The sequence below is a fragment of the Gardnerella sp. C0026F2 genome, assembly GCF_056590715.1.
On record NZ_JBWPWR010000001.1, the window covers coordinates 319,481 to 346,266 of the forward strand.

A 26,786-nucleotide genomic window follows, 5' to 3' on the forward strand; every position below is an offset into this window, starting at 1 on the left:
CTGTAAAACAGGAGGTTGGTTGTGTCCACTGTGAAGATTATTTTGCAGGTGTTGCTTGTGCTCACTAGCATTTTGCTCACATTGTTAATTTTGATGCACAAGGGCAAGGGCGGCGGACTTTCCGACATGTTCGGCGGCGGTTTAACGAAGAACGCTGGTAGCTCTGGTGTTGCAGAAAAGAACTTAAATCGTTGGACAGTTATTATTGCATTAATTTGGGTTGCTGTGATTGTGGCTTTAAACTTAATGACTAAGTTCTCGCTCATCTGAGTATTCTTTTTGAAAAGCGCATGGTCGTCAGATTGTGCGCTTTTTATTTATATAAGTGTTTAATATTATGCGTTTTTCTCCTTCTTTAGTAATTGCGGATCTTGATGGCACCATGCTTCACGATGCCGATACTTTTGAAAGTCGCTTTTTAAGCAACGAAACTGTGAAAGCAGCTAAGTGTTTGCGCGAAAACGGAATTCCTCTTGCGATTATTACGGCTCGTCCTGTCGGAAGTGCTTTTGATTTTATTCACGATTTAAATGCTCAAGTTTGTGCGTATCTCAATGGCGCGTTAATCGATTTTGATTGCGCTAATAGCACGATTTCGGAGCTTACTTCTCAGCGTGAAATAAGCACATTATTACGTTTTGGTTTTGATTCTAAGCATGCTTGCGATGTGTGTTTGCGTTTGCTTGATAAAATCCCTACATTGCGTCTTGGAGTTGTGATGAATGATGTTCGTTACACGAATTTTGATGTTCGTATGCTTTGGAGCAAACAGGATTTTGTTATTACAGACTTTTCGAATGTGCCGCGCGGAACTGCAGACAAAATAATTATTGTTCCGCGAGATAGCGAGAAGGAGCAGCTTCAGCGCATTCTTCCAGACGATTTTTCGCTGCATATTAGCGAAGACGTTTTATGGATGCTCACGAATCCTCTTGCAAACAAGGGACATGCACTGAACGTTATTTGCGATCGTTTGGGCGTGAAGCCTAGCCGTACTGTTGTTTTTGGCGACGATATTATTGACATCGACATGTTCCGTGCCGGCGGCTACGGGGTAGCGGTGGCGAATAGTAATCCGCGTTTGCTTGCGATTGCGGACGAAATTTGCGCTTCCAACAATGACGACGGCGTTGCCAACTGGCTTAATTCAAACCTTTTTACTAGATTGTGAATAACCCACCTTTCGTTACTAGTGCAGTTGGCGCTCGCGCGAAACTCGCGTTGGAAGTCCACTGGACTTCCAACCTAAGCGAGTTTCCGCTCCGAGTTGCCTTCGCGCGCTACGCTCTATGCTCTCAGGCAGGTCGTCGCGCTGCGCGCGTGTCTGTTTCTTTAACATTTAAAGTAAGTGCGCTATAGCTGTTACTGCGTTGTTGGAGTATATTTGTAAGTGTCGAGAGAAAATTTTGCTTTTGCTATGTTTTTAAATATTGCGAAATGCTGAGAAATGCTGAGAAATATCGCGAAATATAGCTAATGCTGCAAGGTAGCGTTAAGTAGCGCGAAGTTGCGCAAACTAACGCGAAGTGGTGATAAGGAGTGTGAAGGTGAAACGTAAATATAGGCTTGTTTCGGGTTGTTTGGTTGTGGCTCTTGGTTGCATGTGTGGTTTGAGTGCGTGCGGTGAGCCTTCTGCTAGCTATATGCCTTCTAATGGTGGTTTTGAATCTACTAATGCTTTGGATTCTACGAGCAGTTCTTCCGTTTCTAATGACTCCAGTAGTAAGAATTCGTCAAAAAATGTATCTCTTAAAGATATAGCTAAAAAATGTAATTTCAAGTTTTGGCGTCTCGAGTCTTTGGGCTCTCATAGTTCAAATTCTGCACCTGACTCACTTACTATAGGTGAAGATCAGGATAGTTCTAGCGAAAGAGAAACCTTTAAGAGAGATTATGCTTGTGCTATAAAAAATGCCAATCCTGGAGATCCGATTGCAGAGAAATTCAGTGATAAGATAGCATCTTCAGATATCAGTTCTTTTTTCTCTGCTGATACTGATGGCTATACCAAGTATATGCCACCATATCTTAGTAGCGCATATTATATATATTCTACATACAGTGAAATAGATATAGATAAAGTTAAATAAGTATTTTATTGGCTAATTATCTGTTTAATGTCAAAAGAATATTATTGAGTTAGTTCGTATTTCATAATATCGGCATCAGACATTGATTATTAGATTTTTATATGTATAAATAATGGAGTTATTAGTAGTTATGAGTAGAGCAAAAAAATTTATATATTTTGTAGCATCTTTATCAATAGCCTTAACAGGTTTATCTGGTTGCGGTGAGAATAATTATAAAATAAATTCTTCGAGTACGTCGGTAGATCCTATTAAGTCGTTGGCTGCAGAGTGTGGATTAAAAGTCATGAAGGATCCTGTATATTCTAAATACAATATGGCTATTATTAAGGGTTTTAAAACGTTTAAGGATTTTAATAAAACTAAATTGTGCTTGCTAAAATCTAATATTTCTACCTCAAATCAAGATAATATCAGTTTTCTTGGTTCATATGATACTGAAAATTCTTTTAGATATTTAAACTCGGATGTTGTTGCAATTGCACAATACAATGATGATTTTAAAGATTCTAGGTTATACAACTGGTCATTGCCTTTATTAAATTGTGGTAAAAATCCATATAAGGAAAGTTGTTCTAATTCTATTCTCATTATGACGAAAGAAGATTTAAACAAGTTCAATCTTGATCAGTTGGATCAAAAGAAATGAATATTGCGGAATTTTTTAAATATTGCAAGGTAGCGTTAAGTAGCGCGAAGTTGTGCAAACTAGCGCGAAGTAGTGATAAGGAGTGTGAAGGTGAAGCGTAAGTATAGGCTTGTTTCGGGTTGTTTGGTTGTGGCTCTTGGTTGCATGTGTGGTTTGAGCGCATGTGGTGAGTCTGTTCAAAATAGTGGTACTGTTGCGGGTTCTGTTAACAATGTAACTAACCATTCTAAAAATGTAACTCTTAGAGAGACAGTTATTGCATGCAATATCCCCGAAAGTAATGTCATTGACAATGGAGCTTTCTCTGATGGCTACGCGTTAGATATGGAATATATTGACCCTGATGACGATGATACACATGATTATTCTAAAGAAATGAGTAGTAAGGCTTTTCATTTATTGACTAAAGATATTCCATGTATTCTTCGAGGATTAAATCATGATGATCCTAAGGCTTTAGAATTAGCTTCTAAAATTGAGAGAAAACTTAGCAAGTGTAATCCTGATAATCTTAAGGACTATCTTAAAGAAAATAACCTCTCGTTTATTAATTATGTTGGACGTTCGTATGTAATGATGTTACGCGTTGAGGATGACGCAGTTGAATTTCGTGTTTTAAGTTTTGATAATTTTAACAAGTATTTTTTGAAGTGATTATTAAACGTAATGGTAGTAAGTAGTTGGTTTTATTTATGCGAAGGAGTTTTTGAGTATGTTTAAGAGAGTGTTTGCATCTGTTGCAATGGCTGTTGTTGTAATGTGTTTGTGCAGTTGCGGCTCAGACGGTAATAGTGTTAAAAACAATGTAGTTAATAATATTAGTTTAGTTGCTAATAATTGTGGTATAACCGAGCTTTCTAAGGAACCGTTATATAATAAGGAAGATATTTATATAAAGAATAATTTCTCGTCTTTTGATGATTTTTATAATAAAGCAAACTGTTTAGCTGATTCTATTGCTCCGAATGATTCTGCTTTAAAAGATGAATTAAAAGTATTTAAAACTTATTATGATAAGAAGAAACCACACGTAGGTTATTATTTTCATGGAGACTACGGAGTATTCATGAGATATAACTCTTCCGATAAGTGCGGTGGAATATATAATCCAGGTATGTTTGCAAACATTAATTCCAACATCGACTCATCTAAATATTGTCGCGTTATACTCTTGATTAGTAGAGATAGTGTTAACGATATGATTCAATATGGTAACTCTCGAAAGAATTAATTAAGCGTTACTGGGATGTAGCGTGGTGCTTATTTTGTTTCTGGCACGAGTGTAGTAACCGTACTGCGCGCGTGTCCGAAAATCTGCAAAATCGGACACTTGTGCAGTAACCGTACTGCGCGCGTGTCTGTTTCTTTAACATTTAAAGTAAGTGCGCTATAGCTGTTGCTGCGTTGTTGGAGTATATTTGTAAGTGTCGAGAGAACAATAAAGAAGGTTAGATATGGCTTTTTGCATACAGTGTGGTAGCAATCTTGAAGACGATTGTTCGTTTTGTGAAATGCGTACTATCTAGTAGAACAGCCGTTTGATTGGAATACGATTAAGTAGCTTAAGTAGCTTAAGTAGCTTAAGTCGTTTAAATTAGGTGAGTAGCTTAAATTAGGTGAGTAATTTTAATTAGCTAAATATAGTTTTTATTAATAATTTATTATGTTTTTGCTAATTTATTGGTTTAAAATAATAAATATAAGTGCATATATATAACTTAATCATGTTGCAAATTCTTATTGCAAATGAGTAAAAGAGTAGAGGAATAGCTTATGAAATATTGCAACCTATGTGGAGCAGGTAACAAGGATGATTCTATCTTTTGTGATTCTTGCGGTGGTTTAATTGATGGCAATAATCATCAATATGAAAACACACAAACGCAATATACGCAGGCTGTTCCAACGCAGACTACTACACAGTATTCTCCAACTCAGGTGTATCAAAATACTCCGCAATATGAATATGGTTCTGAAAATCAGCAATATGGTTCTGATTATGCGTATCAAGCAGGCGCTGTGCCTCAGCAGGATTATTCTCAAGCTTTTGAAGTTCAAGACTATGATGCAATGCTTAAAAAGTCGAGAATAAAAAAAATAAAAATAGCATCATGTATCTTTGCTGCTCTTGTTGTTTTGCTTGGTGGTGCGTATGTTCTTATTGATAATTTAGTTTATTCTCCTACAGCTGTTGTTAAAAAGTATATGAACATGATTTCTGCGGGTCACTATACTAGTTCTACTTCTGAATATGAGAAATCTATAGGACTCAGTGGCTTCCAAACTAACGGTAGTTATGGTTTATTGTATGACAATTATGCTAAGGAATCTAAGACTTCAGGATTTGTAATTAATTATACGTCCCAATATAAATGTATTGCAGGATTGTCTAAAAGTGTTGATGAAGCCCGAGATTTTGGGCCAAGAGGATTAAATGTAAATACGGATACTTGTTACAAAGTTAACGTAACGTATGAAGTTAATGGTAAAAAAGTAAATAAGAATTTATTGCTTAGACCTAGTGGAACGGACTTTTTAATTTTTAAAAAATATGTTATTGATATTGGATCTTTAGCAGATGAGATTAAGGTTAACAATGTTTCTAGTATTGGAAATATCAAAGTTAACGGTGAAAACTTTACTATTACAAATTGTTCATTATATGATGATTCGTGCACTTTGTATGTTTATTCTGGCATTTATCATTTCACGATATCCGATAAAAATGGAGATGATCATACTTATACTGTTGATACTTCTGAGCAAAGTCAAAGTGAAGTAGGTTCAGATTTGCCGAATCCTTTCGATGATTATTCGTCTGACGACGACGATTCCTCTTCTGACGATTATGACTATTCATCGGACGACGATAGTTCTTCATCGGACGACGATTCTTCCTCCGACGATAGTAGCGACAATAGTAGCGATTCCTATAGCGATGACGACAATGATTAAGTTATATTAAACTGTATTAATAAGCTATAGTCTATTAAGTGATTAAGCTGTATTAATTAAGTGACTGTATTAATTAAGTTATTAGCTGCTCGAACACTTTGTAAGTTAAACAAAAACCGCATCCTACTTAGGAATTCTCCAAAAGTGGGATGCGGTTTTATTTATGTTTTACGCGAAAAGTAAGACGCTATATAAGCATCAGGCGTTTACGCGATCGATGCCGGACTGCACGTCAGCAATCACGGAATCCCAAGACTTGATGAAGGCGGCAACACCGTCAGCCTCAAGCTTGTCGGTAACGTCCTTGATGTTGATGCCAAGCTCAGCGAGCTTGTTCATAACAGCGTGGCTCTCTTCGTAAGTACCCTTAATAGAAGCAGCACCGTTGCCGTGATCAGCAAGAGCGTTCAAAGTCTTCTCTGGCATGGTGTTAACAACATGCTCAGCAACCAACTCATCAACGTACTTGCAATCGGAGTAAGCTGCGTTCTTGGTGCCAGTAGAAGCCCAAAGTGGACGCTGCTTCTTTGCGCCCTTGGCTTCAAGCTCAGCCCAACGTGGGTCTGCAGCGAACTTCTTCTCGAAGAGTTCGTAAGCCAAACGAGCGTTAGCAACAGCAGCCTTGCCTTCAAGAGCCTTAGCTTCAGCAGAACCGTTAGCTTCGAGGAGCTTGTCAACAGCGCTATCAACACGGGAGACGAAGAAGGAAGCTACGGAACCAATGTGCTTCAAGTCGTGGCCGTTAGCAGCAGCCTGAGCGATACCTTCGATGAAGGCGTCGATAACCTGCTCGTAGCGCTCGAGGGAGAAGATCAAGGTTACGTTCACGGAGATACCCTTAGCAAGGGTAGCGGTGATAGCTGGAAGACCTTCCAAAGTTGCAGGAATCTTGATCATAACGTTTGGACGATCAACCTTTGCCCAAAGCTCTTCAGCCTGCTTCTCAGTGTTAGCAGTATCGTGAGCCAAGCGTGGGTCAACCTCGATGGAAACGCGGCCGTCAACGAAGTCGGTCTTTTCAGCGATCTCGCGGAAGATATCGGTTGCGTTACGAACATCGGTGGTGGTCAACTCGCGAATAGCGGTTTCAACGTCGACCTTGCCGAGTTCCTTAAGCTGTGCGTCGTATGGGCCAACCTGGCTCAAAGCCTTCTGGAAGATGGATGGGTTGGTGGTAACGCCAACAACATTCTTATTAGCAATCAAATCCTGCAAAGAGCCGGACTCAATGCGGGTACGGGACAAATCGTCCAACCAAATAGAAACGCCGGAATCGCTGGTGCGCTGCGTTGCTTCAGTCATGTTATCTCCTTAACACTGTGCTCCACCAATTGGGGCACGTCGGTAGTTTGGCGTTTTTACAAGAAACAGCGGTTGATGTCGAACCAACGGTAGCTCGGCATCAACACGCCGTCGCTGTTTCTGTGAAGTTACTAAATTAGCACTTCTAGTTTTGTGATGAATCAATTTTATTTTGATACATCAAGTTTTATTTTGCTTACTTTCTATCTTAAGCGCGAGCTTCTTCAATAGAAGCCTTAGCAGCTTCTACTACATGCTCAGCAGTAATGCCCAAGTCGATCATGTTCTGACCACCGTCACCCTGCAAGCCGTACTGTTCGATAGAAACAGCCTTGCCGCAATCGCCAAGATACTTGTACCAAGGCAATGCCAAGCCAGCTTCGATAGAAACGCGAGCCTTGACGGACTTTGGCAAGATTGCTTCCTTGTACTCTTCGTCCTGCTCTTCGAACCATTCGAGAGATGGCATGGAAAGAACGCGAGCCTTAATGCCTTCAGCTGCCAAAGTCTTGGCACCAGCAACAGCCCACTGAACTTCGGAACCGGTTGCCATGATGATTACGTCTGGAGTGCCTTCGCAATCAACCAAAACGTAAGCGCCGTGCTTTACGCCTTCGCGAGCCTTTTCAGCAGTCTCAGCGAGGGTTGGAACGCCCTGGCGGGTCAAAATCATAGCGGTTGGGTAGCTGTTCTTCTTCTCGAAGAAGTAACGGTAAGCTTCAGCAGTTTCGTACTCATCTGCAGGGCGTACAACCTCAAGCTGAGGAATAGCGCGGAAAGCAGCCAAGTGTTCGATTGGCTGGTGAGTTGGACCATCTTCGCCCAAAGCTACGGAATCGTGGGTCCAAACGTAGAGGTTTGGAATCTCCATCAAAGCAGCCAAGCGAACTGCTGGACGCTCGTAATCAGAGAACTGGAAGAAGGTGCCGTTGAATGGGCGAGTGTCAGAGCCAAGCAAAATACCGTTGGTAATAGCACCCATTGCGAACTCGCGAACACCGAAGTGAAGCTGACGACCGTACTCGGAAACGTTTGGCCAAGTGCGAGTTGCATCCTCGGATGGACCGAAGGAGTCAGCACCCTTAATGTTGGTGTTGTTGGAGCCGCCCAAATCAGCGGAACCACCCCAAAGTTCTGGCATAACGGCAGCAATTGCGTTAAGAACTGCGCCGGAAGCCTTACGTGTAGCGACCTTAGAGCCAACTTCGAAGCCAGCAACCAAGTCGTCAATAGCCTTGTCGAAGCCTTCAGGAAGCTTGCCAGCCTTAATGCGCTCGTAGAGAGCAGCCTTATCTGGGTTGGCGGCAGCCCACTTTGCAAGAGCTTCGTCCCAAACCTTGTGAGCAGCCAAGCCGCGCTCTGCAACCTTGCGAGCGTGAGCCAAAGCTTCTTCGTCGATTGGGAATTGAACTTCTGGGTCGAAACCGCAAAGTTCCTTCAAGCCCTTAACAGCTTCTTCGCCAAGCTTAGAGCCGTGGGAAGCTTCGTTGTCTGTCTTGCCTGGAGTTGGCCAAGCAATCAAAGTATTAACCTTAATGAAGTGAGGCTTATCGGTAACTTCCTGAGCCTTTTCAATAGCTGCAGCCAAAGCCTGAACGTCTTCCTTGTAGGAGCCGTCTGGCTGGATGAAGCTAACTTCATCGGTGTACCAACCGTATGCACGGTAACGAGCAAGAATATCCTCAGAGAAGGTGAGCTTAGTATCGCCTTCAATCTGAATGTGGTTTGCATCGAAGATTACAGTCAAATTGCCAAGCTTCTGGTTTCCAGCCAAGGAAGCAGCTTCAGAAGAAACGCCTTCTTCAACGTCGCCTTCGCCGCAGATAACCCAAACCTTGTGATCGAATGGGGAAGTGCCAGCTGGAGCTTCTGGATCAAGAAGACCGCGCTCAAAGCGCTGACCATAAGCAAAACCAACAGCAGAAGCAAGACCCTGACCGAGTGGGCCAGTAGTTATTTCGATGCCTGGAGTCAAGCCGTATTCTGGGTGACCTGGAGTACGCGTGTCTGCGCCGCCACGGAAATACTTGAGATCGTCAAGAGTCAAGCCGTATCCAGAGAAGAACAACTGCACGTATTGCGTAAGCGAAGCGTGACCGCCAGAAAGAATAAAACGATCGCGGCCAGCCCACTTTGGGTCAGCAGGATCGTGCTTAATGAAATGCTGGTACAATGTGTACGCAATCGGTGCTAATGAAACAGGGGAGCCAGGATGTCCGTGTCCTGCTCGCTCAACAGCATCAGCCGAGAGAACTTTCGCCATCTTTACGGCGCGCTCGTCTAATGCAGACCAGTTGAAATCGGTCATGTGATCTACTTTCCTTCCAATAATCCGGGTTTTTAAGCACAGCTTACGCTGGCTTTTTACCCTCTCATTGCCCTTCAATCCTATCTTTCGCGCGCGACGAATATGTTACAAAGTGTGTCAAAAGTTTGCTTTTATGTTCTGTTGCGTGCTAAGAAATAGACTACTATAGGAATATAGTATTTAGAGTGTTTGTAAGGAGTGGTAATGCAGTCACGACGCATGATGATTTTGCGCGCAGTTGTTGAGGATTATATTCGTTCTCAAGAGCCTGTTGGTTCTGCGGCTCTTGCAAAGCATCATCAGCTTGGTGTGAGTTCAGCTACTATTCGTAACGATATGTCGGCTTTGGAAGAAGAGGGATACCTTGTTCAACCGCACACTTCTGCAGGTCGTATTCCTACTGAAAAAGGCTATCGCTACTTTGTTGACGGTTTGGCTTCTGTTATTCCGCTTTCTGAACCGCAGCGTCGCGCTATACGTAACTTTTTAAGCGGATCTGTCAGTTTACAAGATACTTTGCAACGTTCCGCACGTCTTCTTGCAAGTATTACGGGTCAAGTCGCTCTAGTAGCATCTCCAGCATTGTCTAAGTCAAAAGTAAAAAGAATTGAGATTGTTCAAGTATCGTCTTCTACGCTTTTGGTTGTTGTGATTACAGATGCTGGAGGCGTAGCTCAGCACATGATTCAAGCAACTAATATAAATTCAGATGACTTGTTGCATCTAACTAATATGGTTAATGAGTGCTGCATTGGGCTATCCCTTTCATCTGCAGCAAAACGCGTTTATGCGCTCGCAAATCGCAAGGATTTAGCATCAGCTTTGCAAATTATTAGTCAACTTGCTAACGCTTTAGAAGACATGCATGACGGTGAGCATGCTCACGACTTATATATGGCCGGAGCTTCTCAACTTGCGCATAGACAAAGTATTGTTGATTTTGCTTCACTTTTTGACGCGCTCGAAGAGCAGGCTGTTATTATGCGACTTATGACTTCTTTAAGTGAGGAAGCAAGCGATTGTGCAAGCGGTGTTAGTGTTGCAATCGGCTCGGAAACGCATACTCCTGGTTTGCTTAACGCTTCTGTTGTAACAAGCGCTTACGGCTACAATGCTGATTCTGACTCTGCATTTATTGGATCAATTGGTCCTACGCATATGGATTATGCTGCAACGATGACTGCTGTTAGGGCTGTTGCGCGCTACCTTAATTCGTTTATATCCGAAAATTCATAAAAACATGGCTGGTTTATGGCTGGTTATTCGGCTTATGTCTGGCTGTGCCTTATGCAAAAATGTTTTTAGAAAAAGGTAAAAGGGGAATTAATTGACTGATTACTACAAAGTTCTAGGTGTTGATCACAATGCTAGCGACGACGAAATTCGCAAAGCCTACCGCAAGATGAGCCGCAAATATCATCCTGATATTGCAGGCGCTGAGTTTGAAGAAAAGTTTAAGGAAGTAAATGCTGCCTATGACGTGCTTTCTAATCCTGAAAAGCGTCGAATGGTAGACATGGGTGTTGATCCTAACGATCCTTCTGCAGGAAGTGCCGGAGCTTCAGGTGCTGGTTTTGCAGACATGGGAATGGGAGACATTTTTAGCCAATTCTTTGGTGGCTCTTTCGGCAATTCGCAAGGACCAATTTCGCGTGTGCAGCCTGGCGACGATGCGTTAGCTGAGGCTCGGATTGATTTGAAAACCGCTATTTTTGGTGGAAATGTTAGCGTACGTTTAACTACTTTTGGTGTTTGTAAGGATTGCTCTGGTTCTGGTTCTGCCGACAATTCCGCTCCAGAACAGTGCTCGGTGTGTCACGGTTCTGGTTTCTGCCAAAAAGTTGTGCGCACTATGCTCGGTCAAATGATGTCTTCGATGCCTTGTGAGCATTGCGAAGGTCATGGCACGATTATTAAGAATCTTTGCCAAAACTGCCACGGTCATGGTCGCGTGCGTTCAATTCGTGAAGTTGGTGTGAACGTACCGGCTGGAATTCGTGATGGCAGTCGTTTACGCTTAGCTTCTCAAGGAAGCGTTGGTGAGTGCGGCGGTCCTGCTGGCGATTTGTACGTTGATATTCATATTCGTGCAGATAAGCAATTTACTCGCAACGAGGATGATTTGCATTGCTGGATTACAGTTCCTATGAGCTGGGCTGTTCTTGGTCGCAGTCTTGAAATCGACACTTTTGATGGTGCTCAAAAAATAACTATTCCTGCAGGCTGCCAAAACGAAGACACTATCACTTTGCCAAATCTTGGTGTAACGAAGCTTCGTTCTAAAGATCGCGGAAATATCGTGGTTCATGTTCTAGTGCAAACGCCTTCCAAGTTGAATGATGAAGAGCGTTCTTTGATTGAAAAATTTGCTAAGTTGCATGATAGTTCTGTGAAGCAAGTGCAGCAGCATTCGTTAAGTGAGCAGTCGAGTGAGCGCAAAGGTTTCTTTAGTAAATTAAAGGAAGCTTTTGCCGGCTGATTTTACGGCTGTAATTTACTACTTTAAACGTATTCAATTTACGGATTTAATTTACGGCTTTAATTTAAAATAGTGGGGAAATATGGCATTACCAATATTGTTTGCTGGAACTCCGGAAGTTGCGGTTCCATCTCTTCGCGAGTTATCTAAAGATAGTGAGCATTTTGATGTTCGCGCTGTTCTTACGCGACCGGACGCTCCGACTGGTCGCGGCAGAAGGCTTGTGCCAAGCCCTGTGAAACAGGCTGCTCTCGAGCTCGGCTTGCCAGTGCTTGAATCGGATCCTAAAGATGAAGATGTGTTTCTTGAACAGCTTGCGGCAACTGGTGCAAAAGCTGCAGCAGTTGTAGCGTACGGCAAGATTTTGCGCCAGAATGTTTTAGACGCGTTGCCGCTCGGCTGGTATAATCTTCATTTTTCGCTTCTTCCGCAATGGCGAGGTGCAGCTCCTGTGCAGCGCGCCATTTGGGCTGGGGATGACATTACAGGTGCTACTGTTTTTCGCATTACACGCGGCATGGATTGCGGGCCTATTTTGGCGCAGTTTACTACAAAAATTGAGACTCACGAAAATTCTGGCGATCTTCTTGCGCGACTTGCAAACGACGGCGCTCCGCTTCTTGCAGCATCTCTTCGTGGCATGGAAACTGGTGAAATTGTGCCGGTTGAGCAAGAGCAAACTCCTCAAGAAGTTGCGCAAAAAATCACTGTTGAAGATGCTCACATTGATTTTCATGCGCCAGCTTTTGCTGTTGATCGTCAAATTCGCGCTTGTACGCCAAATCCGGGTGCGTGGTGCGAGCTTCACGCGGACGATGAGAATAACGCAGAGCCGATTACTTTGCATGTTTTACGTGCAGTTCCTGCAGATGCTAACGATCCGCATGGTGAGGAATTGATGAAGCTTGATCCTGGAAAATTGCTTGCTGGCAAGAAGCAAGTTTGGGTCGGTACTTTAAGCGGCGCACTTGAGCTTTTGGAAGTAAAAGCGCAAGGTAAGAAAGCTATGAAGGCGGCCGACTGGGCGCGCGGAGCCAGGCTTTCGGCAGCAGCTTACTGCGCATAAAATTATGAGTATGAACTTTTCTTCGATGTTGCCAACTTTGTCTAAACCGGGGCTTTTGGTTATGGATGTTGATGCAACGCTTATTGAGGAAGAAGTTATTGATTTGCTCGGTGCAGAAGCTGGATGCGGAGATGAACTTTCTGAGATTACAGCGCGCGCAATGCGTGGCGAAATCACTTTCGATACTTCCTTGCGTTCGCGTGTGAGTATGCTTCGCGATTTGAATCTTGACGAGTGCAAAAAGCGTATTATTTCTAAAATTCACGTAACTAAAGGCGCGAATGTTTTAATTGACACGCTTCACGCACACGGATGGAAAGTTGGCGCAGTTTCTGGCGGTTTTCACGAGATTTTGGACGAATTTTTGCCGAGTTTGAATATTGATTTTTGGGCGGCTCATCATTTAGAGTCTATTGACGGCAAGCTTACTGGCAACGTGCTAGGAAATATTGTTAATGCTAATGCAAAAGTTGAAGCGCTTAGAACTTGGGCAACTAATCTTGGAATTGATCGCGAGCAAACTGTTGCCGTGGGGGATGGAGCGAACGATATTTCAATGATTAAATTCGCTGGATTAGGCGTAGCTTTTTGCGCAAAACCAGCGGTTCAAGCGGCCACTCCTTACCGCATTCTTACTCGCGATTTAAGCGCTGTATTGCGTTTTTTGAATGCGAATTAATAAGAGGATTTCTTGCATTTATAGAACGAAAAGTTGATGAATGTACATAAGCAATGTAAAATAATGAAGCAATGATTAAAGATTAATGATTAAATTTTTTTGTGAAAGTTCTGTATCTTTTAACCACAGAGCTTAAATGTGTTGGTGGATCTTTCTATTAAGTGAGTAAAATAAAGTTAATTTATAGGAGAGAGAGCGTGCATAAATACGGGAATTTATGCATTTAGGGTAGGGAGTGTAAGTTGAATTTACGAGAAGTTGCGCTTGAAGTTGCGCGTATTTTGGAAGATGTTGGTAAACATGCGTATCAGGATCAATTAAGCCCTCAAGATATGACGTCGATTGCGTTGGGTGATCCTAATAAATCTGAATCTGGTTTTGGCGATAAGCTCGTGCGTTTTATTCAAAATCGTTTGACTTATGTGAATCCTTTCCAAGGTTTTTGGCAAACTAGGCCGGAGCAGTGCAATCCGGGAGACCGTTTTTGGTGCGTTGGAAACGTTGACGGCGCTATTAATTTTAATCGCGATATGGCTGAGTGGACTCTTACGGTTTCGCTTTTTGAGTTTAACGATGAAGGCTCCACTCGTCCGGTTCTTGGTGTTGTACACGCTCCTGCGTTGGGATTGACTTATTTGGCTGCAAAGGGTCAGGGTGCTATTCGTGTTCGTAAGACTCCGCAAGGAGAGAAGCGCGAGAAGATTACGCCTTCCACAACTTCTACTTTGCAAGGATCTGTGGTTTGCTACGGAATGTCTTATATACCTGGTGAATCTAAGCGCGCGCTTGGCGTAGTTGCTTCTGTTGAAGAAGGATGCCCTGCGGATATTAAGCGCATTGGGCCTGCGTCTCTTGACTTGTGCAAGGTGGCGGACGGCACGTACGACGCTTATTTTGAGCCGCATTTGCATCAGTGGGATATTCCAGCTGTTTCTGCTGGTGCTGTGGTTGTGCTAGAGGCGCAGGGTCAGGTTTGTCAGTGGGATGGAAGCCCTATTCATTGGCGCAAGGAAAATGATGTGGTTGCTTCTAACGGTTTGCTTATTAACGAGTTAAAGCCGTATCTTAAGTAACTAAATCTTTAAGCCGTCCCCTCGCTTCGAATTCACTACAGTAGGCGAGGGAATTTTATATCTAAAACCAACTTAAGCGTTTCGACTCAAGCGTTTAAAGTAGTCGCGAATATATGGAAAGATTACAAATATGACTACAGTTATTATGCATACTTCTGAAGGCGATATAAAAATCAATTTGTTTGACAGTAACGCGCCTGAAACCGTCAAAAATTTCGTTGGATTAGCTACCGGCGAGCGCGAGTGGCTTGACCCATTCAGTGGAAAACCTTCGAATGAGCCATTTTACGATGGTTTAACTTTCCACCGCATTATTAAGGACTTCATGATTCAGGGTGGCTGCCCACTTGGTAACGGAACTGGCGGTCCTGGATACGAGTTTGACGATGAAATTGACGCATCCTTGAAGTTTGATAAGCCTTATTTGCTCGCTATGGCAAATGCTGGAAAGCGTCGCGGTCGTGACGGTCGTTTGCATGGTACTAACGGTTCGCAGTTCTTCATTACAACTGTGCCAACTCCATGGCTTGACGGTCACCATACAATTTTCGGCGAAGTTGCTGACGATGAATCGAAGGCGGTTGTCGATAAGCTCGAGGCTGTTGCAACGGATCGATCTGATGCTCCTCTTGAGCCTGTAGGTATTATTTCTATTGAAGTTTTGTGATTAAACGTTATTTGATTTAATATTCTTTAATATTCTTTAATACTACAGTTCTTAATTACTAATCCGACCTTTTCTATACGCTTATGTACAGAAAAGGTCGGATTTTTGCTGTAATGCGGCAGAAACTTTGCGCGTGTGTAACGAAAAGGTCGTTTGCGCGCCAGAAGGTGGCAGAAACTTTACGCGCGTGTAACGAAAAGGTCGTTTGCGCGCCAGAAGGCGGCAGAAACTTTGCGCGCGTGTAACGAAAAGGTCGTTTGCGCGCCAGAAAGCGGCAGAAACTTTACAAGCGCGCAACGAAAAAGTCGGATTAATAGAATCTAAATGCGGATATAAAGAAAGCGAGTCTTATAGCAAGCGTAATAGCTCACTATAAAACTCGCTTTGGGTTATATCAACCTTCTTCTATTATTATCCGTTGTAAGTATCGTTATTGAAGCACTTGCAATTCAGTTTTTGCTTCCGCACTTCCGTACTTCCGCACTTCAGCGCTTCCGCACTTCCGTACTTCTGCACTTCTGCACTTCTGCACTTCAGCACTTTATGCTTTCACGCTTTGATACAGCGATGAGCCGGATTCTTGGAACTTCTTGCTCATCTCTTTCATACCATCGGCAATTGCCTGACTGCGTGCTTCTTCAACAAGCTGCTCCTGCTGAGCTGCTCCGCCAAAACGCTTACGAATATTTTGCGAAATAGCCATCGAGCAGAACTTTGGTCCGCACATCGAGCAGAAGTGAGCCATTTTTGCTGGCTCTGCAGGAAGTGTTTCGTCGTGGAAGGCGATTGCGGTATCCGGATCGTAGCTTAAGTTGAACTGATCCAACCAGCGGAACTCAAAGCGAGCCTTACTGATTGCGTTGTCGCGATCCATAGCATGTGGATGGTGCTTAGCAAGATCAGCTGCGTGGCAAGCAATCTTATACGCAATCACGCCTTGCTTCACGTCGTCCTTGTTAGGCAATCCCAAATGCTCCTTAGGAGTCACATAGCAAAGCATTGCAGTGCCGTATCGCGCAATCTCCACGCCACCAATTGCGGAAGTAATGTGATCGTAGCCAGGTGCAGTATCCGTAGTCAAAGGACCAAGCGTATAGAATGGAGCATTCTGGCAAATCGCCTTCTCCATCTCAATATTCATACGCACAGTGTCGAACGGCACGTGACCAGGGCCTTCAATCATCACCTGCACGTCATGCTGCCAAGCGATCTTCGTAAGCTCGCCAAGCGTCATAAGCTCGGAAAGCTGAGCCGCATCGTTAGCATCAGCCAAGCTACCTGGACGCAAACCATCGCCCAAAGAGAATGCAACATCGTACTTTGCGAAAATCTCGCATAATTCTTCAAAGTGCGTGTACAAGAAGCTCTCTTGATGATGCTGCAAGCACCATTCAGCCATAATTGAGCCACCACGAGAAACAATACCGGTTACGCGGTTTGCAGTAAGCGGCACGTAGCGAAGAAGCACGCCAGCGTGAATAGTCATGTAGTCAACGCCCTGCTCGCACTGCTCAATAACAGTGTCGCGGAAAAGTTCCCAGCTGAGCTTAGAAGCATCATCCTCAACTTTTTCCAAAGCCTGATACATTGGAACTGTTCCAATTGGAACAGGGGAGTTACGCAAAATCCATTCGCGCGTTGTGTGAATATCGTTACCGGTGGAAAGATCCATAACGGTATCCGCACCCCACTTCGTGGCCCACGTAAGCTTTTCTACTTCTTCGTCAATAGACGACGTAACAGCAGAATTACCCATGTTTGCGTTGAGCTTAGTTAAGAAGCGCGAGCCAATAATCATAGGCTCAGCTTCAGGATGGTTAATATTGCAAGGGATTACAGCGCGTCCTGCTGCAATTTCTTCGCGAACCAGCTCTACATCGCAATTTTCGCGCGTTGCAACATATTGCATTTCCGGAGTAGTAATTCCGTGACGAGCGTACCACATTTGCGTAATTGGATGATCCGCGCCCTTCATTGGCTTATGCGTGCGACCGCGCCATTCTTTAGAAGCTTTGCCTCGCTTAATTGCGCGCTTGCCATCGTCTTGAAGATTGCGCCTGCGTCCTTCGTACTCTACAACGTCACCGCGGTCGCGAATCCAGTCAAGGCGAAGCGGAGCCAAGCCTTCCTTCGGATCGCACTTTGGACCTTCAGTATTGTAATCCTTAAAAGGCGGGTTAGGGCCTACGCCAGGAGTGTCAGAAAGCTTAATTTCTGTATAAGGAACTTCCAAATCGTAAGAACCATATTCATACTCAAAATGAACTGGAGTTGTTTTGCGAATATGAGCTTTATCGCGCTGAGTGCAACCGCGAGCTGCAATGTCAACTCGCTGTTGTTTAGCTAATTTCGCAGCATCCTTTGCTTCTTTAGCGTTAATAAAAGTTGGTTTCTTTTCTTGAGTTTCTGAAGATTTTGATTCAGAATTTTCAGAAACTATTACTCGCTTAGCATAGCCGTGCTTTTCTTCTCCACGAACAGCTTTCCAATGTTCAACAAACTCACGCATAGTTGATTCCGGTGTTTCTGAAGAATACAGTGCTTCAGAAACGAACCATCCTGCAGCCTTAGTGTGAGCGATCATATCGATATCGTCGATCGCAGTTCTTCCGCCAACCAGAACTGGGAAATCACTTGCTGAACAAATCGTATTAATTTTCGCTTCGTCCAGCGTTGTGTGGTTTGCTTCCAACTCGTAAGCAGCAGTAGTACTTTCGTACCCTTCTTCAGGATTATGCATTGCTGTTACGCAAATGTAATCAATGCAACCATCTGGAAGTTCGTTTATTACTTTAACTAAGCTTTCTGTTTCAACAGATAAGCCGATTACAGCATCTTCGCCAAGAAGTGCGCGAGCCTCTCTAGGCTCCATGTCGCTTTGTGCTAAATGCACTCCATCAACTTTGATGCTTTGATTGCGAGCTTGCCAAACGACATCAACACGTTCATCGATAACAAAAGTTACAGAATCGCATTTGTTATTGTCTTCGATGATTTGTGCAATATCTCGTGCAATAGTAGTGATTTCTTTAGCGTTTTCATTGTTGCAATGAAGACGAATGAAAGTCGCTCCAGCGCGCAAAGCATCATCGACGATATCGGTAAGCGGACGATTATTACAAGCTTGTGGGTCTGCAATAAAGCAGGCGCTTAGATTAAATTGATTACGCATTGATGCGTACGGATAATTCGATGTCATACTAAAATCGTTGCTCCCTACGTTGTATTAACTAACAGGTTCGAAGGGTTAGGCAAACTAATACCATCTCAGCCTTCTTTCGAAAGCACCCCCGCAAAAATGTTGTGACCTCTGTATTTTACACGAGTACGTGCACTTAATAAGTAAAAGGTATGTTGCAATAAAAGATTGCAATTAAAAATAAAACTGTCTGAACGATTATTTCGCGCAGACAGTTAGATTAGTTTTAATATATTTGTATTTTCTTTAGCGTTCGTGATGATTGATTGCGCGTGAAATAAAATCTCCCAAGCTTTGCACAATCTGTACGAGAATAATACAAAGAATAACAGCAACTGTCATCACATCATATTGATAACGCTGGTATCCGTATCGTATTGCAATATCTCCGAGTCCGCCTGCGCCAACTGTTCCAGCCATTGCTGAGAATCCAAAAAGCGTAATAAAGGTAAGTGCAGCTCCGCGAATTAGCGAAGGCAAAGCTTCCCACAGCAATACTTTGCAAACAATTTGTAATTTGCTTGCTCCAAAGCTTTGTGCTGCTTCGATTAAGCTTCCGTCAACTTCTGCTAAAGATTGTTCAACTACTCTAGCAACGAATGGTGCAGCTGTAATTACCAGTGGCACAATAGCTCCAGGAACTCCTAAAGAAGTGCCAACTATGAGACGAGTAAAAGGAATTATTGCAACTAGCAAAATAATAAACGGCACAGAACGCACGATGTTAACAATCCAGCCTAGAACTGCGTTAATTGGAGCGTTAGGGCAAATGCCTTTTTTGTTTGTTGTAATGAGAAGTACGCCAACTGGAAGTCCAATAAGGTATGCAAAAAGTGTTGCAACTGATGTCATTACGAGTGTGTCTTGCACGCCTTCAATAAGTAAGTCGCCGTATTCGTTAAAAAATTGTGTAGCAGCTTCTAACATTGTTATTTCACCTCATTGGTAAGCGCGTTTGTTTGTTCGTCTGTTTGTGCGTTTGTTGGCTTATTGTTAAGCTCGCTTGCAATCGTGCTTGCAATTTTAGCTCGATGATTTTCCTGTTTTTCATCTGCAATAAGAGTTCGCAAAATATCGCTTTGTGGATTTGCAAAAAGCGTATCAGTGTCACCTAATTCCACAATGCGTCCGCCATCAATCATTGCAACTCGGTCGCAAATATTTCGTGCTACAGCCAGCGAATGCGTAATAATAACAAGCGTTACGTTGAGTTCGCGGTTAATTCGGCTCAATAAATCAAGGATTTGCGCAGTAGTTGTGGAGTCAAGTGCGCTTGTTGCTTCGTCACAAAGCATAATCGACGGATTATTCGCCAATGCTCGTGCAATTGCTACGCGCTGCTGCTGTCCGCCTGAAAGCTGGCTAGGGTAGCGGTTTGCAAAATCTTTTAAACCAACTAAGTCAAGCAAGTAGTTTGCGCGTTCTTCTCGTTCCTTTTTTGCAGTGTGATTTAACTCTAATGGGAAAGTGACGTTTCGCAATACTGTACGCTGCTGGAAAAGGCTAAAATTCTGGAAAATCATGCCAATATTAGTGCGTACTTTTGCAAGTTCTTTATCTTTTACTTCGCTAATATCATTTCCGTCAATAATAATTTTGCCAGAAGTTGGTCGCTCAAGCAGATTCATGCAACGAACTAGCGAAGACTTTCCTGCACCAGAAGAACCAAGGATTCCGAATACTTCTCCCGATTCAATAGTCAGATTAATGTCGTGTAATGCTTCATTCGCTTTGCTACCTTTGCCGTAGCTTTTGTGAAGATGTTCGATCTGAATCATGCTTTTCCTTAACAGATTATTGCTTTCTGTGTGAAATATACTTTGTTACTAACTAGAGTTACTAACTAGCGTCATTAACTAGATTATTGACTAGCACGCACATTACGTATATTACACGCTTATAAAATAATGCCGCAAAGCATACACGAAGCATACACATGCGGCATTAGGTGGCTACATTGTGAGTATTTTTTAGAAGACAGGAAGTACGGCGCCTTTGTAAGTTTTAGTAATATAGTCGCGCACTTCGCTTGTCTTCAAAGCTTTGAGTAAGGCTTTGATTTTTGCAAACTTTTCAGAGCCCTTCTTTACTACAATAATATTTTCATAAGTTTTAGCCGCAATGCCACCAACTTTTTCTGAAGTAAGTGGGTCTTTAGTTGGGTTAAAACCAGCTTGAATAGCGTAATTGCCGTTCATTGCAGCAAGATCCACATCCTTAATGGCAGTAGGAACTGTTGCCGCTTCAAGTTCTTTAAACTTCAAATTCTTAGGATTCTCAGTAATATCTTTTGTAGTAGCGTTAATATCCTTTGGATTCTTCAACTTAATCAATCCGGCATCTTGCAAAAGAAGCAATGCACGAGCCTCATTAGTAGGATCATTTGGAACTGCAACAGTTGCTCCGTTTGCTAATGCTTTAATCGTCTTGGTTTTTCCTGGATACAATCCAAATGGTTCAAAATGAATTCCACCTACTGAAACAAGGTGAGTTCCCTTTTCCTTATTAAAGTTGTCAAGATAAGGCAAATGCTGATAGTAGTTTGCGTCAACTTCGCCTTCTTCAGTAGCTGTATTTGGCTGCACGTAGTCAGTAAATTCCTTTACTACTAGCTTGTAGCCTTCTTTTTGCAAGATTGGCTTTACAACTTTATTTAAGATTTCAGAATGCGGAGTAGGCGAAGCAGCAACAGTAATAGTTTTGTCATCCTTCGCGCCTGCTTTTGAGCTACCGCAGCCGCTTAAAGTGAAAGTCGCTAATGCTGCCAGTGCTGTAATTGATGCAATAACTTTAATTTTTCGCATATTTCCTGCTCCTTGTTCGGTGAAATTCGTTTAAAGTTAAATCCCCTTCGCGAGTAACGAATTATCAATATAGGCGAGAAAAATCAATAATTCTACACTTTGATTATTAGTATTATTTATGACGTGTTAATAATTCGCATACTTGCAGTGTGGGAAGAGAAAAAATAAGTTTTTCAACACGTCGCTTACTTGCAATGAAGCTATCTACTAGACTGTAATGTATGAGTTTTTTGCGATTGGCGTTAGCGCAGATAGATACCTGCGTTGGGAATATTGATAGCAACGTTGAAAAAGTTTTGAAGTATGCTGCGCGCGCAAAGCAGTCGGGTGCTCGCATGGTTGTATTTCCTGAGATGACTTTGACTGGGTATCCTATTGAAGACCTCGCCTTGCGTGCCACGTTCCGCACAGCTGCACAAAAAGCTGCAGACTTGCTTGCATCAAAACTTGCGGAAGAAGGCTTGGGGGATCTTTACGTAGTAGTTGGAACTGTTGGCTTTGACGAGTCTGCTGGAAAGCCTCGAAACAGACTTCTCGTATTGCATGAAGGTGAATCTGTGTTGCAATATGACAAGCATTTCTTGCCAAATTATGGTGTTTTTGACGAGTTTCGTATTTTCTCTTCTGGCAATAAGTGTGAGTTGCTGGAAGTAGATGGAATGCGTCTAGGTTTTGCTATTTGCGAAGATATTTGGCAAGACGGCGGTCCTGTTGCGCGTTTGGCAAAACTTGGTATCGATGCGCTAATAACTATGAACGGTTCTCCATATGAGGAAGGTAAAACTCATGTGCGCTTGAGTTTGGCTCAAAAACGCGCTGTTGAAGTCAATGCGCCGGTTGTGTATGTGAACCAAGTTGGCGGACAAGATGATTTGGTTTTTGATGGCGGAAGTTTTGTTGTAGATGCGGACGGAACTTTGCTTGAACGTTCGGCAATGTTTGCTGAAGATTTGTCGTTTGTTGATTTTGATAACTCGCTTAAAAAGCAGAAAGTTTCAAGCATTGCTTCAAAACTTGACACAGACGAAGAAGTGTATTGTGCGTGTGTTGTAGGTCTTAGAGATTACATGCGTAAGAATGGTTTTAAGGGTGTGTGCTTAGGGCTTTCTGGAGGAATTGATTCTGCTTTAGTAGCTACTATGGCTGCCGATGCTTGCGGTGGAGCAAATGTATATGGTATTTCTATGCCAAGCATGTACTCTTCGGACGGCTCTAAAGACGATGCGCGCGATTTAGCAGAGCGAATTGGCGCTCACTACGATGTGCAACCAATTGAACCGCTTTTTAAAGCTTTCCAATCGCAACTTTCCTTAGAAGGAGTTGCTGCAGAAAACTTGCAAGCTCGCGTTCGTGGCGTAATCGTAATGGCTTACTCAAATTCGCGCGGTGTTTTGGCGCTCGCAACTGGTAATAAATCGGAGCTTGCTTGCGGATATTCTACTATCTATGGCGATGCGGTAGGAGGGTATGCTCCTATTAAGGATTTGCTTAAGACGCGCGTTTGGGCACTTTCTCGTTGGAGGAATAGCGCTGCAAATGCTGGAGTAGGCATTGGTATGCTGCCAATTGTTGGCGCTGAAGATTTAGAAATTTCGAAAGCTCCGCAAGATGGCGTGCTTATTCCTGTTAATTCTATTATTAAGCCTCCGAGTGCAGAGTTGCGCCCAGGGCAAAAGGATTCTGATTCTTTGCCTGAGTACGATTTGCTTGATCGTGTTTTAGAGGCTCATATTGAGCTTGCGCATGGTAGAGCGGATTTGCTTAAAGATGGTTTTGACGAGCATACTGTTGACACGGTTATGCGTTTAGTTGATCGCGCAGAATGGAAGCGCAGGCAGTATCCGCTTGGGCCAAAAGTAAGCGCTATTGCTTTTGGCAGGGATCGCAGAATGCCTGTTACCACAGCTTTTCGTGAATAAATGTGATGTATTTCACTAGATTTTTTGCAAAACTACTCGTGTATGCGTTTACCTATGCTTTAACATTGTTATTAAGGCAGCGTGAAGATGCGTTGCGGGTACAAAAGGAGTCTAAACATGACATCAGTTGATGCGCCAGTTCTCAGTGAAGAGGATCTTCGTACCGAAGCGTGGAATGGTTTTACTGACGGCAATTGGAAAAAAGACATTGACGTACGCGACTTTATATTAAAGAACTATACGCCATACGAAGGTGACGAAAGCTTCTTGGCAAATGCCACTGAAAAAACGAAGCACATGTGGAAGTATCTCGACGACAACTACTTGGCTGTTGAACGTGAACGTCGTGTTTATGATGTTGAAACTCATATCCCAGCAGGCATTGACGCAATGCCAGCAGGCTACATTGAAAGCCCAGAAGTAGATAACGTAATCGTCGGTTTGCAAACTGATGAGCCTTGCAAGCGCGCTATGATGCCAAACGGCGGTTGGCGCATGGTTGAGCAAGCTATTAAAGAAGCTGGCAAGGAAGTAGATCCTCAAATCAAGAAGATCTTCACCGTCTACCGCAAGACTCATAACGATGGTGTATTTGGTGTTTACACCAAGAATATTAAGATTGCTCGCCACAACAAGATTTTGACCGGTTTGCCAGATGCTTACGGTCGCGGTCGTATTATTGGCGATTATCGTCGTGTGGCTCTTTACGGCGTGAACATGCTTATTGAGTTCAAGAAGCGCGACAAGGATTCGATTCCATACCGTAACGATTTTACCGAGACTGAAATTGAGCATTGGATTCGCTTCCGCGAAGAGCATGACGAGCAGATTAAGGCTTTGAAGCAGCTTATTAACTTGGGTAACGAGTACGGTTTGGATTTGACTCGTCCAGCACAGACTGCTAAGGAAGCTGTTCAGTGGACTTACATGGGCTATCTTGCTTCTGTTAAGAGCCAGGATGGCGCTGCAATGAGCTTTGGTCGCGTTTCTGCATTCTTTGATTGCTACTTTGAGCGCGATTTGAAGGCAGGTTTAATTAACGAAACCGACGCTCAGGAAATTATTGATGCTCTTGTTATGAAGCTTCGTATTGTGCGCTTCTTGCGTACCAAGGATTACGACGCAATCTTCTCTGGTGATCCTTACTGGGCAACTTGGTCCGATGCAGGCTTCAGCGAGGATGGTCGCACTTTCGTAACCAAGACTTCGTTCCGTTTGCTCAACACTTTGACTCTTGAGCATTTGGGACCTGGTCCTGAGCCAAATATCACTATTTTCTGGGATCCAAAGCTTCCAGAAGCTTATAAGCGTTTCTGCGCACGAATTTCTATCGACACTTCTGCAATCCAGTACGAGTCCGATAAAGACATTCGTGAGCACTGGGGTGACGACGCTGCTATTGCTTGCTGCGTTTCTCCAATGCGTGTCGGTAAGCAAATGCAGTTCTTCGCTGCTCGCGTGAACTCTGCAAAAGCTTTGCTTTACGCAATCAACGGCGGTCGCGATGAAATGACCGGTATGCAGGTTATTGATAAGGGTGTTATTGACCCAATTAAGCCAGAAGCTGACGGTACTCTCGACTACGAGAAGGTTAAGGCTAACTACGAGAAGGCTTTGGAATGGCTTTCCGAAACCTATATTGAGGCTTTGAATATCATCCACTACATGCACGATAAGTACGCTTACGAGTCCATCGAAATGGCTTTGCATGATAGGGAAGTCTATCGTACGCTTGGTTGCGGCATGTCCGGTTTGTCTATTGCTGCAGATTCCTTGGCTGCTTTGAAGTATGCAAAGGTTTACCCAATCTACAACAAGGATGCTAAGACCACTGAAGGCCACGAGTACGAGTACATTGAGGGTGGCGACGACGACTTAATCGTTGGCTACAAGACTGTTGGCGAGTTCCCAATTTACGGTAACGACGACGATCGTGCAGACGACTTAGCTAAGTGGGTTGTGAGCACTGTTATGGGTCAGGTAAAGCGTTTGCCTGTGTACCGTAATGCTGTACCAACTCAGTCCATTTTGACTATTACTTCTAACGTTGAGTATGGCAAGAACACTGGTTCCTTCCCATCCGGTCACAAGAAGGGTACTCCGTACGCTCCAGGCGCAAACCCAGAAAACGGCATGGATTCGCACGGCATGCTTCCTTCTATGTTCTCCGTTGGAAAGATTGATTACGACGATGCTCTTGACGGCATTTCGCTTACGAACACCATTACTCCTGATGGTTTGGGTCGTGACGAAGACGAGCGCGTCAGCAACTTGGTTGGCATTTTGGATGCTGGCAACGGTCACGGTTTGTACCACGCAAACATCAACGTGTTGCGTAAGGAACAGCTTGAAGATGCTGTTGAGCACCCAGAAAAGTATCCGCATTTGACGGTTCGAGTTTCCGGCTACGCAGTGAACTTCGTGAAGCTCACTAAGGAGCAGCAGCTCGACGTTATTTCTCGTACATTCCACCAGGGTTCAGTTACTGACTGATTTGGTCGATTGGTAAATACCGCCGGGAGCGAGGCTAGTTTCGCTCCCGGCTTTTGTTAATTGCGTATATTATTTATTATTTATTTATAAATAGTTTGGAGGGCAGTTAGATGGCTGAAAACACAGCGTTTCGTACCACAACTCAGCATATGTTGAAGGAGTCAAAAGAGTATGCTCGCCAAACTTTAATGGGTGGTCTTTCTGGATTTGAGTCGCCAATTGGGCTGGATCGTAAAGATCGCTTGGTAGCTCTTAAAACTGGCGATATTGGATTTGTGCATTCGTGGGATATTAACACTTCTGTTGATGGACCTGGAACTCGTATGACAGTGTTTATGAGCGGTTGCCCGCTGCGCTGCCAGTATTGCCAGAATCCTGATACTTGGAAAATGCGCGACGGCAAGCCAGTCTATTTAGATGCAATGATTAAAAAAGTTGACCGTTATCAAAGTCTTTTTAAAGCAACAGGTGGCGGGATCACATTTTCTGGCGGCGAATCCATGATGCAGCCGGCTTTTGTATCTCGCGTATTTCGTGCAGCAAAAGAAATGGGCGTGCATACTTGCTTAGATACTTCGGGCTTTTTGAATCGCAATTATACGGATGAAATGATTGAAGACATTGATCTTTGCCTTCTTGACGTTAAATCCGGAACTGAAGAAACGTATAAAAAAGTAACTGGCGGCTTACTTCAGCCAACTATTGACTTTGGTCAGCGCTTGGCGAAGGCTGGTAAGAAGATTTGGGTGCGTTTTGTGCTTGTTCCAGGTTTGACAGACAGCGAAGAAAATGTTGAAAAAGTTGCTGAGATTTGCGATTCGTTTGGTGATGCTGTTGAGCATATTGACGTGCTTGGCTTCCATCAACTAGGCCGCCCAAAGTGGCATGAGCTTAGGATTCCATACCCTCTTGAGAATCAAAAAGGACCTTCTAGGGCACTAAAAGAGCGAGTTGTAAACCAGTTCAAAGACCACGGTTTTGTTGTGTACTAGATTGCGTTTAGATTGCGTTTAGACTGCGTCAAAAATGTAACTGTAATTTAGGTAATCTTTGCGTATCGTATTGTTTTTTTTTTTGAAGGATTTTGTATAATTGTGCAAATA

General features: G+C 43.4%; 22 protein-coding genes and 1 riboswitch. Of the genes, 16 read left to right on the forward strand and 6 right to left on the reverse strand.

Going from position 1 to position 26,786, the window contains the following annotated elements; genetic code table 11:
• Positions 1–21 precede the first annotated feature (21 nt).
• The 7 genes from secG (at position 22) to AC1EK3_RS01135 (ending at position 5,694) form a co-directional block, all read left to right on the forward strand.
• Entirely contained in the window at positions 22–270 is a 249-nt protein-coding gene (gene secG, locus AC1EK3_RS01105) for a preprotein translocase subunit SecG (protein WP_004119067.1), read from the forward strand.
• Between the two features lie 64 nt (positions 271–334).
• A complete protein-coding gene (locus AC1EK3_RS01110) occupies positions 335–1,171 on the forward strand; it encodes an HAD family hydrolase (protein ID WP_480033356.1) in 837 nt (278 codons plus the stop codon).
• Between the two features lie 358 nt (positions 1,172–1,529).
• Complete coding sequence (locus tag AC1EK3_RS01115) at positions 1,530–2,090, forward strand: hypothetical protein (protein WP_480033228.1); 561 nt, start codon at positions 1,530–1,532, stop codon at positions 2,088–2,090.
• A gap of 130 nt (positions 2,091–2,220) precedes the next feature.
• A complete protein-coding gene (locus AC1EK3_RS01120; protein ID WP_480033227.1) occupies positions 2,221–2,739 on the forward strand; it encodes a hypothetical protein in 519 nt (172 codons plus the stop codon).
• Between the two features lie 84 nt (positions 2,740–2,823).
• Positions 2,824–3,393: a hypothetical protein gene (locus tag AC1EK3_RS01125; RefSeq protein ID WP_480033226.1), complete on the forward strand. Its 570-nt coding sequence runs from the start codon at positions 2,824–2,826 to the stop codon at positions 3,391–3,393.
• 58 nt (positions 3,394–3,451) lie between these two features.
• Positions 3,452–3,970: a hypothetical protein gene (locus AC1EK3_RS01130; RefSeq protein WP_480033225.1), complete on the forward strand. Its 519-nt coding sequence runs from the start codon at positions 3,452–3,454 to the stop codon at positions 3,968–3,970.
• A gap of 542 nt (positions 3,971–4,512) precedes the next feature.
• The gene (locus tag AC1EK3_RS01135) at positions 4,513–5,694 is read left to right on the forward strand and encodes a zinc ribbon domain-containing protein (protein WP_480033224.1); all 1,182 of its coding nucleotides are present in this window, start codon (positions 4,513–4,515) and stop codon (positions 5,692–5,694) included.
• A 198-nt stretch (positions 5,695–5,892) separates the two neighbouring features.
• Here AC1EK3_RS01135 and tal read toward each other — a convergent pair whose 3' ends face one another.
• Together tal and tkt are read right to left on the reverse strand one after the other, a co-directional pair.
• Positions 5,893–6,996 (reverse strand): transaldolase, encoded by a 1,104-nt coding sequence (gene tal, locus AC1EK3_RS01140; protein WP_016798447.1) that lies wholly within the window; start codon positions 6,994–6,996, stop codon positions 5,893–5,895.
• Positions 6,997–7,204: 208 nt separating this feature from the next.
• Positions 7,205–9,304: a transketolase gene (gene tkt / locus AC1EK3_RS01145; RefSeq protein ID WP_480033223.1), complete on the reverse strand. Its 2,100-nt coding sequence runs from the start codon at positions 9,302–9,304 to the stop codon at positions 7,205–7,207.
• 219 nt (positions 9,305–9,523) lie between these two features.
• Between tkt and hrcA the strand changes: the two genes are divergently transcribed.
• The 6 genes from hrcA (at position 9,524) to AC1EK3_RS01175 (ending at position 15,268) form a co-directional block, all read left to right on the forward strand.
• Positions 9,524–10,540: a heat-inducible transcriptional repressor HrcA gene (gene hrcA / locus AC1EK3_RS01150; protein ID WP_480033355.1), complete on the forward strand. Its 1,017-nt coding sequence runs from the start codon at positions 9,524–9,526 to the stop codon at positions 10,538–10,540.
• 91 nt (positions 10,541–10,631) lie between these two features.
• Positions 10,632–11,783 (forward strand): molecular chaperone DnaJ, encoded by a 1,152-nt coding sequence (dnaJ, locus tag AC1EK3_RS01155; RefSeq protein ID WP_064340191.1) that lies wholly within the window; start codon positions 10,632–10,634, stop codon positions 11,781–11,783.
• Positions 11,784–11,865: 82 nt separating this feature from the next.
• Positions 11,866–12,849: a methionyl-tRNA formyltransferase gene (gene fmt, locus AC1EK3_RS01160; RefSeq protein ID WP_480033222.1), complete on the forward strand. Its 984-nt coding sequence runs from the start codon at positions 11,866–11,868 to the stop codon at positions 12,847–12,849.
• A 25-nt stretch (positions 12,850–12,874) separates the two neighbouring features.
• Positions 12,875–13,528 (forward strand): phosphoserine phosphatase SerB, encoded by a 654-nt coding sequence (gene serB / locus AC1EK3_RS01165; RefSeq protein WP_480033354.1) that lies wholly within the window; start codon positions 12,875–12,877, stop codon positions 13,526–13,528.
• Positions 13,529–13,770: 242 nt separating this feature from the next.
• The gene (locus tag AC1EK3_RS01170) at positions 13,771–14,601 is read left to right on the forward strand and encodes an inositol monophosphatase family protein (protein WP_480033221.1); all 831 of its coding nucleotides are present in this window, start codon (positions 13,771–13,773) and stop codon (positions 14,599–14,601) included.
• A 130-nt stretch (positions 14,602–14,731) separates the two neighbouring features.
• On the forward strand, positions 14,732–15,268 hold the full coding sequence (locus tag AC1EK3_RS01175; RefSeq protein WP_480033220.1) for a peptidylprolyl isomerase: 537 nt from the start codon (positions 14,732–14,734) through the stop codon (positions 15,266–15,268).
• A 541-nt stretch (positions 15,269–15,809) separates the two neighbouring features.
• Here the strand turns inward: AC1EK3_RS01175 and thiC are convergent.
• The 4 genes from thiC to AC1EK3_RS01195 all read right to left on the reverse strand — a co-directional run bounded on the left by thiC (position 15,810) and on the right by AC1EK3_RS01195 (position 21,271).
• Positions 15,810–18,467: a phosphomethylpyrimidine synthase ThiC gene (gene thiC, locus AC1EK3_RS01180; protein WP_480033219.1), complete on the reverse strand. Its 2,658-nt coding sequence runs from the start codon at positions 18,465–18,467 to the stop codon at positions 15,810–15,812.
• Positions 18,465–18,570: riboswitch (TPP riboswitch) on the reverse strand. It overlaps the preceding gene by 3 nt.
• Positions 18,571–18,713: 143 nt before the next feature.
• On the reverse strand, positions 18,714–19,394 hold the full coding sequence (locus AC1EK3_RS01185) for a methionine ABC transporter permease (protein WP_480033218.1): 681 nt from the start codon (positions 19,392–19,394) through the stop codon (positions 18,714–18,716).
• A gap of 2 nt (positions 19,395–19,396) precedes the next feature.
• Positions 19,397–20,245, reverse strand: a complete 849-nt coding sequence (locus AC1EK3_RS01190) for a methionine ABC transporter ATP-binding protein (protein WP_480033217.1) — start codon at positions 20,243–20,245, stop codon at positions 19,397–19,399.
• A 192-nt stretch (positions 20,246–20,437) separates the two neighbouring features.
• Positions 20,438–21,271 (reverse strand): MetQ/NlpA family ABC transporter substrate-binding protein, encoded by an 834-nt coding sequence (locus AC1EK3_RS01195; RefSeq protein ID WP_004106340.1) that lies wholly within the window; start codon positions 21,269–21,271, stop codon positions 20,438–20,440.
• A gap of 221 nt (positions 21,272–21,492) precedes the next feature.
• On the opposite strand from AC1EK3_RS01195, the gene AC1EK3_RS01200 reads away from it, so the two are divergent.
• From AC1EK3_RS01200 to pflA, 3 genes are all read left to right on the forward strand, one after another.
• On the forward strand, positions 21,493–23,190 hold the full coding sequence (locus AC1EK3_RS01200; RefSeq protein WP_480033216.1) for an NAD+ synthase: 1,698 nt from the start codon (positions 21,493–21,495) through the stop codon (positions 23,188–23,190).
• A gap of 117 nt (positions 23,191–23,307) precedes the next feature.
• Entirely contained in the window at positions 23,308–25,683 is a 2,376-nt protein-coding gene (gene pflB / locus AC1EK3_RS01205) for a formate C-acetyltransferase (protein ID WP_480033215.1), read from the forward strand.
• A 110-nt stretch (positions 25,684–25,793) separates the two neighbouring features.
• Entirely contained in the window at positions 25,794–26,675 is an 882-nt protein-coding gene (gene pflA / locus AC1EK3_RS01210) for a pyruvate formate-lyase-activating protein (RefSeq protein WP_004106335.1), read from the forward strand.
• Positions 26,676–26,786: the final 111 nt, after the last annotated feature.

What these genes read in the sequence shown, in the direction of transcription:
- AC1EK3_RS01130 (WP_480033225.1), top strand. Translation starts at nt 3,452, where the DNA reads ATGTTTAAGAGAGTGTTTGCATCTGTTGCAATGGCTGTTGTTGTAATG.
- AC1EK3_RS01175 (WP_480033220.1), top strand. Translation starts at nt 14,732, where the DNA reads ATGACTACAGTTATTATGCATACTTCTGAAGGCGATATAAAAATCAAT.
- serB (WP_480033354.1), top strand. Translation starts at nt 12,875, where the DNA reads ATGTTGCCAACTTTGTCTAAACCGGGGCTTTTGGTTATGGATGTTGAT.
- AC1EK3_RS01200 (WP_480033216.1), top strand. Translation starts at nt 21,493, where the DNA reads ATGAGTTTTTTGCGATTGGCGTTAGCGCAGATAGATACCTGCGTTGGG.
- thiC (WP_480033219.1), bottom strand. Translation starts at nt 18,467, where the DNA reads ATGACATCGAATTATCCGTACGCATCAATGCGTAATCAATTTAATCTA.
- pflB (WP_480033215.1), top strand. Translation starts at nt 23,308, where the DNA reads ATGACATCAGTTGATGCGCCAGTTCTCAGTGAAGAGGATCTTCGTACC.
- AC1EK3_RS01195 (WP_004106340.1), bottom strand. Translation starts at nt 21,271, where the DNA reads ATGCGAAAAATTAAAGTTATTGCATCAATTACAGCACTGGCAGCATTA.
- fmt (WP_480033222.1), top strand. Translation starts at nt 11,866, where the DNA reads ATGGCATTACCAATATTGTTTGCTGGAACTCCGGAAGTTGCGGTTCCA.
- AC1EK3_RS01120 (WP_480033227.1), top strand. Translation starts at nt 2,221, where the DNA reads ATGAGTAGAGCAAAAAAATTTATATATTTTGTAGCATCTTTATCAATA.
- tkt (WP_480033223.1), bottom strand. Translation starts at nt 9,304, where the DNA reads ATGACCGATTTCAACTGGTCTGCATTAGACGAGCGCGCCGTAAAGATG.
- hrcA (WP_480033355.1), top strand. Translation starts at nt 9,524, where the DNA reads ATGATGATTTTGCGCGCAGTTGTTGAGGATTATATTCGTTCTCAAGAG.
- AC1EK3_RS01190 (WP_480033217.1), bottom strand. Translation starts at nt 20,245, where the DNA reads ATGATTCAGATCGAACATCTTCACAAAAGCTACGGCAAAGGTAGCAAA.
- AC1EK3_RS01185 (WP_480033218.1), bottom strand. Translation starts at nt 19,394, where the DNA reads ATGTTAGAAGCTGCTACACAATTTTTTAACGAATACGGCGACTTACTT.
- AC1EK3_RS01135 (WP_480033224.1), top strand. Translation starts at nt 4,513, where the DNA reads ATGAAATATTGCAACCTATGTGGAGCAGGTAACAAGGATGATTCTATC.
- pflA (WP_004106335.1), top strand. Translation starts at nt 25,794, where the DNA reads ATGGCTGAAAACACAGCGTTTCGTACCACAACTCAGCATATGTTGAAG.
- tal (WP_016798447.1), bottom strand. Translation starts at nt 6,996, where the DNA reads ATGACTGAAGCAACGCAGCGCACCAGCGATTCCGGCGTTTCTATTTGG.